At 71.9% G+C, this 931-nt stretch carries 1 pseudogene; it reads right to left on the bottom strand.

What is annotated here, in order from left to right:
• Nucleotides 1-931: pseudogene (locus I53_RS20855) on the bottom strand (DNA polymerase III subunit alpha); the annotation flags it as partial.

The raw sequence follows: 931 nt of genomic DNA, 5'->3' as shown, positions 1-931 counted from the left end.
CTCGCCGTAGCGCTGCTGCACGTAGCGGATCACCCGCTCGCGGCCCTCGACGCAGAAGTCGATGTCGAAATCCGGCATCGAGACGCGCTCGGGGTTGAGGAAGCGCTCGAACAGCAGGCCGAAGCGCAGCGGGTCGAGGTCGGTGATGAGCAGCGACCACGCCACCAGCGAGCCGGCGCCGGAGCCGCGGCCCGGACCGACCGGGATGTCGTGGTCCTTGGCCCACTTGATGAAGTCCGAGACGATCAGGAAGTAGCCCGGGAACTTCATCGACACGATGACGTCGAGTTCGAAGGCGAGGCGCTTGCGGTAATCCTCCTCCGAGAAGCCCGGCGCCGTGCCGTGCTGCTTCAGGCGCAGCTCCAGCCCGGCCTCGGCCTGCCGGCGCAACTCGGTCGGCTCGTCGGCCGAGACCGCCTGCACGCCCGTGTCCGCCGCCTCCGCCAGGGCCTCCGCCATGGGGGGCGTCTCGCCCGCCGCCACGGCGCCGAAATTCGGCAGGATCGGCTTGCGGGTCCGCGCCCGCACGGCGCAGCGCATGGCGATCTCGACGGTGGCCTGGAGCGCGTCCGGCAGGTCGCGGAACAGCGCGGCCATCTCGGCGCGGGTCTTGAAGGCGTGGCTCGGCGTCAGCCGGCGGCGGCGCTCGTCGGAGACGACGCGACCCTCCGCGATGGCCAGCAGGGCATCGTGGGCGTCGTAATCGTCGGGCTTGGCGAAGTAGGGCTCGTTGGTGGCGACGATCCCGAGGCCGTGGCGGCCGGCAAGGTCGAGAAGTGCGGTCTCGACCCGCCCCTCCTCGGGCAGGCCGTGGCGCTGCAACTCGACGTAGAGCCGGTCCTCGCCGAATGCCTCCTTCAGCCGCTGCAGGCGGCCGAGGGCCAGTTCCGGCCGGCCGGCCCGGAGGCGGCATCGAGGGGCCCCGACAGAC

Source organism: Methylobacterium sp. B1, assembly GCF_000333255.1.
Lineage (GTDB): Bacteria > Pseudomonadota > Alphaproteobacteria > Rhizobiales > Beijerinckiaceae > Methylobacterium > Methylobacterium fujisawaense.
The sequence above is the reverse complement of the archived record's forward strand: the minus strand, read 5'-3'. Positions and strand labels throughout refer to the sequence as shown.